Genomic DNA, 7,348 nt, shown 5'->3' with positions numbered 1-7,348 from the left:
CAAATATACCTTTAACATTTAAATAAAAATTAGATCTACGCTATAAAACCCAGATTGAAAACAAAATAATAGCAATAAAATCAACAGTGTATAAATACAATGCCTAAAATCAAATTTATATAAACCTGCATTAACCATCAAGCACTAAATAAAGATCTCGATCACGTATAAATTATTTTTAAATTTAAAATCACAACTTCATAAATACCTATTTAGTAATAGCTGTACATTCGAACTACAATTTCCCTGCAAAATAATTAACAAAAAACACTAAACCGTAAAATAATTAACCGTAAGGCTAAGATGATGAACAAATGTATTATCACTAAGTTACTCTGTGTGATATTCACTTTCGCTTGCTTATCCCTGCCAGTTCAGGCGACCGCTTGGAGTCAACTCACTGGTGAACAACTGGAGCAGCAACTGACGGAGAAATTTGCTGAGGGTAATTACTCTAAAAAAGGCGCTGACTCCTGCCTAATGTGCCATAAAAAAAATCCCACTGTGATGGCTATTTTTGATGGCGTGCACGGCAATTCAAGCCAAGTAAATTCGCCAATGGCAGGTCTTCAGTGCGAAGCGTGCCATGGTCCACTAGGCAAACACAATAAGGCTGGCAAGGAGCCGATGATAACCTTTGGCAAAGAGAGTAAGTTGCCAGCTCAAACCCAAAACAGTGTCTGCCTTGGCTGTCATAACAACCCAGAGCAGATGGCATGGCACAGTAGCAGCCACAACCTAGACCAAGTCGCCTGCAGCGATTGCCACAGTATCCATACTGATAAAGATCCGGTAATGGACCCACTCACGGTCAATGACAGCTGCACCTCTTGCCACTCCCAGCAAAAATCAGCCATCAACAAGCGTTCATCTCATCCATTGAAATGGGATCGAATGACCTGTGTCGATTGCCACAACCCTCATGGGTCTTTGAGTGAAAGCGCACTTAACCACAACACAATCAATGACACCTGTTACAGCTGTCACAGCGAAAAACGCGGGCCAGTTCTATGGGAACACGCGCCGGTGACTGAAAACTGTGCAAATTGTCATAACCCTCACGGCAGCGTGAATGAAGCCATGTTGACTTACCGTGCACCTCAGCTGTGCCAACAATGCCATATGGATGACGGCCATGCCAGCCGTGTCGTACAACAAGGCGGAACAGATGCCTTTGGCGGCGGTAAGAGCTGTCTCAATTGCCATAGCCAGATCCATGGTTCTAACCACCCCGCTGGCAGTAAGCTGCAGCGCTAATCAGGAGTCATTAAAATGAGATTCAAATTAAACCTGATCACATTATCATTTCTCGCAATATCGAGCGTGGTAACAGCCTCGGCAATGGCAGCGGACTTTGGTGTTAACAAGGCTAACACTAGCACTGTTAAGCAGAACAAATTCCAATGTAAACGTTGCCCTAAAGTGGATGGCTATAGCGGCACAATAGGTGTCAATGCCGCTTATATCGACAGCGATGACATTCACTCTGGCAACGCATTCGGTACCGATAAAGATGGCGCTAACGCCAGTGTCGATGCCGATCTTAAGTATCAAAATGATGCTGGCTATAAGGCGCTGTTTCAGGCTCACCGACTCGGCCTTGATAATAGCTTTGCTCATCTAACTGCTGGTAAGTCTGGCCTGTATACAGTAACAGCAGATTATCAACGCCTAACCAGCTATCAATCCGGCGATGCACTCAGTCAGCTTTGGTACAAAGATGATCTGTTAACCCCGAGCGTGCACACTCAGACCCAACAGCGCTCCCTGCAGAGAAACAAAGCTGGCTTGGGTCTGAGTTATGGCCGAAATTTTTATAAGGCTTATGTACGTTATGACCATGAACAAAAAACTGGAAATATAAGCAGCAGTATTGTCACGCCACGTCCGGTTAATTTTGGTCAGCCTATCGATGCCAATACAGATAATCTCACCGCAGGGTTGTCACTATCTGGTGAGCAGTGGGTGACTGATCTCAACTACTTCGTTAGCCAGTACCAAAACGATATTGGCGCCTTAAGTCTGCCCTACCTTTATGACGTCTTTGCTGCGACCCCAGACAATCAGGCGCATCGACTTAGCCTCTCTGGCCAATACCAACTAGGCCGCACCGTCATAAGCGGTCGTCTAGCGTCGGGAAAAATGATCCAAGATGATGATCTGATTCAGATGTCTGGCAACCCGCTACAGAACTGGGATGGTGAGGTCGAAACCTTAGATGGTAAGTTCGCTGTCACCTCGCTTGTGAGCAACAAGTTCAGACTCGGTGGCAGTGTTGATTACAGCAAGCGTGACAACAAAGGTTCGGTATGGGAGTTTGCGCAATTTGAAGTCAACGGCATCACGGGCGCATTTAAGCAAAATGTACCGTTAGATACCGAGCGTCGTGGGCTTAAGGTTAATGCCAGTTACCGCATAAACAGCGACTATCGCCTGCAAGCTGGCTACGATCGTAAAGAGATGGAACGTAGTTATGGCGACCGCGAGCAAACCAATGACAATGCAATCTGGGCGAAGCTAAATATCCGTGCGCTGGATAACCTCAAACTTAAATTTAAGGCTACTTTAGATAACCGCAGCGGCAGTGAATATCAAACTAACGAGCTAACGTCATCAGAAACCAACCCATTGCTCAGAAAATATTATCTAGCAGATAGAGAGCGCACCGCCTTCGAAGCTAAGTTCAATCACACCCCAACTTCATGGCTCAGTCTAGATCTAAGCGCACGTTACGCTAATGACGATTACAACCACACCCAAATTGGCCTAACCGAATCTGAAGATTACGGCTATGACATCAACCTTGGGTTGCAACTCAACCAGCACCTATCGGCCTACGCCTTTGGCGGACAGCAATGGATCAAATCTAATCAAGCGGGCAGCCAGGGCTTTTCAACTGCCGATTGGTACGCCGGTATCGAAGATGAATTTATCAATCTAGGGGCAGGCTTTAGCTATAACGGGCTAATGGAAGACAAGCTCAGCTTGGGCGGTGACTACCTGTTCGCAAACTCCAACAGCGATACGTCAGTCACCTATAACGTCACAGCGCCTCAGGGAGATTATTACTCTTTCAATCATAGTCTCCAACTACATGCGAACTACGCATTGAGTGAAGAGATGGCGCTAAAACTGGCTTACCAGTATGAGCGCTACTACGACACCGATTACGCGCAAATTGATGTCGATACCGTTCCGGGACTCACCACTTTAGGCGACCTGAACCATAACTATAACGCGCACCAAGTGATGTTGTCGTTTAGCTACCAGCTGCGCTAATGCAAACAGTGCTAACCATAACTGCAATGAGGATATGATAATGGAACGCAGAAGTTTCTTAAAAATGAGTGCTGCACTAAGTTGCGCAGCAACAGTGTCTGGCTGTAACTCAGGATCGAATGATGTTGAAGTCGTACCGCCTACGCCACCCGTGGCTGGTGAAAACCTAAACTGGTCGGCTTGTCTGGTTAACTGCGGCTCTAATTGCCCGGTACAGGTTTATTCAACTGATGGAGTGATCACCCGAGTAGAGTCAGAGTTCACCACCACAGATAAATATGGCGATCATGATGTACGCGCCTGCCTTCGTGGTCGCTCTCTGAGAAAGCGTGTCTATGCTCCCGATCGCCTTAAATACCCTATGAAACGTGTTGGCCCGCGTGGCAGTGGGCAATTTGAGCGTATTACTTGGGATGAAGCGCTCGATCTTGTCGCTGAAAAACTGCAAGGCACCATCGACCAATATGGCAACGAATCGATTCACTTCACCTATAACTCAGGTGCCCGCTATCACTTTTCCGGTAAGCAGTGTCTCTACCGTTTGATGAATCTTAAAGGCGGTTATCTCAATGCTTATGGCGACTATAGCTGGTCGCAAATTTACGAAGCGGCAGGGCAAACATACGGCTCAGCAGGTCCTGGCTGGCAAGGCAGCAGCGTGTCTGAGATGCAAAATTCTGACTTGGTGCTGATGGTCGGTTATAACCCGTCAGAGATCCGCATGAGTGGTTCAGGTGAAGCCTATGACTTCCTGATGCAAAAGCAGAAGAATAAGTTTAAGACTATCTTGATCGATCCTCGCTATACCGATTCTGCGGTAGGTAAAGAAGATCAGTGGATTGCAATTCGCCCAGGTACCGATGCTGCACTGTTCGAAGCATTGGCCTATGAATGGATCACCACCAATACGGTCAATCAGGCCTTCTTAGATAAATATTGTGTCGGCTATGACGAAAAGACCATGCCTGCTGGCGTTGGATATGAAGCAAGCTACAAAGCTTACATTCTTGACAACACTACGGTGGGTGATTCAACACCAGGTGCGAACGCTAAGACACCAGAGTGGGCTGCGAGCATCACAGGGATCGAAGCGCATATCATCGTTGAGCTAGCCAGAGAACTGGCAGCGGCTCGTGCCCCATTCATCCAGATTGCCGCCTCGTTAAACCGTCAGGCTGCAGGTGAAAACAATACCCGCGCAGGTTACATGCTCCCTATTTTATTAGGTCAGCTCGGTCTACCGGGCACTAACTGTGGTGGCTTGTGTAAAGGTTCATCGCTACACGCACCGTTTATGCCGACAGGAGCAAATCCAGTCAAAAAAGCGATCTCATTCTTTACCTTCACTCAGGCAATTGAAGACGGTAAGAACATGACTGTGCTGTCTGATGGCGTGCAGGGCGTAGAGCTTGATGACGACGGCGACGGCAAACTAGACACCGATATCAAAGCTATCATCAACTACGGTGGTAATGCCCTGATTAACCAACACTCAGATGTACGTAAAACAGAGAAACTGCTGCAAGATGAATCTAAGTGTGAGTTCATTCTGGTGGTTGATAACTGGATGACGCCAAGTGCTAAGTTTGCCGATATATTGCTGCCTGATGTGACTTGGTTGGAGTCTGAAGATCTTATCTACCAAAGCTACGCCGCAGGTGATACTGCAACATTGGTACAGATGAGCTCAGGCGTTGATCCTATGTTCGAGAGCCGCCCTATCTATGAAGTCTGTGTCGAACTTGCTAAGCGTATGGGTGTAGAAGCCGAATTTACCGAAGGTAAGAGTCGTAAAGATTGGCTTGATCAATTCTATGCAGAGTCAAAAGCGGCAACACCAGAATTGCCAGAAAAAGAGGTGATGCTTAAGCAAGGGATCTATCGTAAATACCTGCCTAACGGTGGTTACATTGTATTAGAAGACTTCCGTAATGATCCTCAAGCCAATCCGCTGGGAACCCCATCAGGCAAGATTGAGATCTACTCTTCGCGTCTGGCAGAAAAAGCCCGCACTTGGAAGCTCAAAGAGGGTGATGTGATATCGGCACTACCAAAATATGTGCCGACTTGGGAAGGCTACGAAGATACTGAAACCAAGAAAAAATACCCACTGCAACTGACTGGTTATCATACTAAAGGTCGTGCTCATTCAAGCTATCACAATGTCCCTTGGTTACGTGAAGTAGTGCAAGATGCGGTATGGATGAACCCACTTGATGCCAACACACGCGGACTCAAAACTGGCGATAAAGTCCATATCTTTAACGACCGCGGCACTATCGAAGTTGAAGTTAAGGTGACACCTAGAATCATGGTCGGCGTAACGGCACTGGGTCAAGGTGCATGGTTCCAACCTGGCGGTGATGTGGATAAAGGCGGTTGCTTAAACGTTCTCACGACACAACGCACCACACCGGTAACTAAAGGTAATCCTCAGCACACTAACCTGGTTGAAATCCGTAAGGTTTGATAGGAGTTAGCAATGAACAATAATATCCAATACGGCTTTCATGTCGACGCAAGCAAATGTACTGGCTGTAAAACCTGTCAGGTATCGTGTAAAGATCGAAAAGACCTTCCTGTTGGCATCAACTGGCGCAGGGTCTATGAATATGGTGGCGGACAGTGGACAGAGAATGGTGATGGTACCGTCAGCCAAGACGTATTCGCCTACTACATGTCTATCGGTTGTAACCACTGTTCTGAGCCAGTGTGTGTTAAGGCTTGCCCTACTGGTGCAATGCACAAACGCCGCGAAGATGGATTAGTGCATGTTGCTACCGATCTATGTATTGGCTGTGAAAGCTGCGCAAGAGCTTGCCCATACGATGCACCTCAGATTGATAACGATCGTAAGGTGATGACCAAATGTGATGGCTGTTTCGAGCGACTAGCGGAAGGTAAGCAACCTTCATGTGTCGAGTCTTGCCCGATGCGTGCAATCGACTTTGCACCTATGGACGAGTTGAAGGCTAAGTATCCAGCAGCCATTCTACCCGATGTTGCTCCGCTGCCAGAGAGCAGTGTAACAACGCCAAACTTACTCATCACTCCTAATCGTCATTCGCGTCCCAGTGGCGCCACCGATGGTAAAGTGTTGAACTTCTCAGAAGTTTAACCCCTGCTTGGTGTCATTCTTCTAGAATGGCACCTTTTTTTGCTGTCAATTGCGACACTTGTGTGCGCTAAACGAGGTTAATATGTCACTCCTTACTGAAAATGAGCTCTTGGAATATCAGGGCATTGCACGCATTCTTCATAATGTACTCTTTAACGACCCGACACCCGAATTGCTGCAGAGTTTTATCGAACACGATGTTGCTCAAAGCTGGCCTGAGTTTAGCGCTTCTGCGCAAGAGTCTAATGGCCGTGAGTTATTATCCAGTTATCTCAAGCTATGGACTGCTGATAAGCAACAAGCCTTAAAACTTGATTATGCCCAACTCTTCTATGGTCCTGGTGAGCCTAACGCAGTTCCTTGGGGCTCGGTCTACTTAAGCGAGAGACAACTTCTCAATGATAAGACAACGCTGGCACTAAAAGCCTTTTATCAGGAGCAAGGGATCAGCTTCGAGCTCGATACGAATCAGCCTGTCGATCATATCGGTCTTTTCTTTGCCGTCTTAGATCAGATGTTTAACCTATGGGCTCAAACCGAAGATAGCGAAACAATAGAGCGCAGCTGCATCGTGTTACTTCAGCAACATCTTCTTCCTTGGTCTGGTCGCTGTTTAGCACTTATCAACGAACACGCAAAAACCGATTTTTATCGCGCGATAGCTTTGCTAACCCAGGCCTTTTTAGATCAATTGATTGTTAGATTAAATATGCTTCCGATGACAACACGCCTGTACCGATAGCGGCTAAAACAGCTTGCATTAAACAGCTAATACCAATTCCGTTAAGGATATACTCAGTTCAGCACTTTCTCAGGGGTTCAATTCAAGGCGCATTGTGGAAGAAATGGTTATTGCCTTGAGACAATGCAAGCAGAAGTGGCAAGGCTGAGGGGCTCACATAGTGCGGGTTTCAAAACGCTGAATAGTCAAACTTTTAATGCAATTGGTAT

The 7,348-nt window shown here is 46.7% G+C and carries 5 protein-coding genes; all 5 read left to right on the top strand.

The annotated features are described in order from the left end of the window. The first annotated feature begins 303 nt into the window (after positions 1-303). The 5 genes from AB4238_RS12955 to AB4238_RS12935 all read left to right on the top strand — a co-directional run bounded on the left by AB4238_RS12955 (position 304) and on the right by AB4238_RS12935 (position 7,139). Positions 304-1,257 carry a DmsE family decaheme c-type cytochrome gene (locus AB4238_RS12955; RefSeq protein ID WP_372033809.1) on the top strand — a complete coding sequence of 318 codons (954 nt, stop codon included), beginning with the start codon at positions 304-306 and terminating at the stop codon, positions 1,255-1,257. A gap of 15 nt (positions 1,258-1,272) precedes the next feature. Continuing rightward, positions 1,273-3,279 carry an MtrB/PioB family decaheme-associated outer membrane protein gene (locus AB4238_RS12950; protein WP_372033808.1) on the top strand — a complete coding sequence of 669 codons (2,007 nt, stop codon included), beginning with the start codon at positions 1,273-1,275 and terminating at the stop codon, positions 3,277-3,279. A 40-nt stretch (positions 3,280-3,319) separates the two neighbouring features. Next, positions 3,320-5,749, top strand: coding sequence for a DMSO/selenate family reductase complex A subunit (locus AB4238_RS12945; protein WP_372033807.1), 2,430 nt, complete (start codon positions 3,320-3,322; stop codon positions 5,747-5,749). A gap of 12 nt (positions 5,750-5,761) precedes the next feature. After that, a complete protein-coding gene (locus tag AB4238_RS12940) occupies positions 5,762-6,397 on the top strand; it encodes a DMSO/selenate family reductase complex B subunit (RefSeq protein WP_372033806.1) in 636 nt (211 codons plus the stop codon). A gap of 82 nt (positions 6,398-6,479) precedes the next feature. Next, positions 6,480-7,139 carry a molecular chaperone gene (locus AB4238_RS12935; RefSeq protein WP_372033805.1) on the top strand — a complete coding sequence of 220 codons (660 nt, stop codon included), beginning with the start codon at positions 6,480-6,482 and terminating at the stop codon, positions 7,137-7,139. Positions 7,140-7,348: the final 209 nt, after the last annotated feature.

This window comes from Shewanella sp. 10N.286.45.A1, from assembly GCF_041470405.1.
Taxonomy (GTDB): domain Bacteria; phylum Pseudomonadota; class Gammaproteobacteria; order Enterobacterales; family Shewanellaceae; genus Shewanella.
This window is presented reverse-complemented; position numbering and strand designations above follow the sequence as displayed.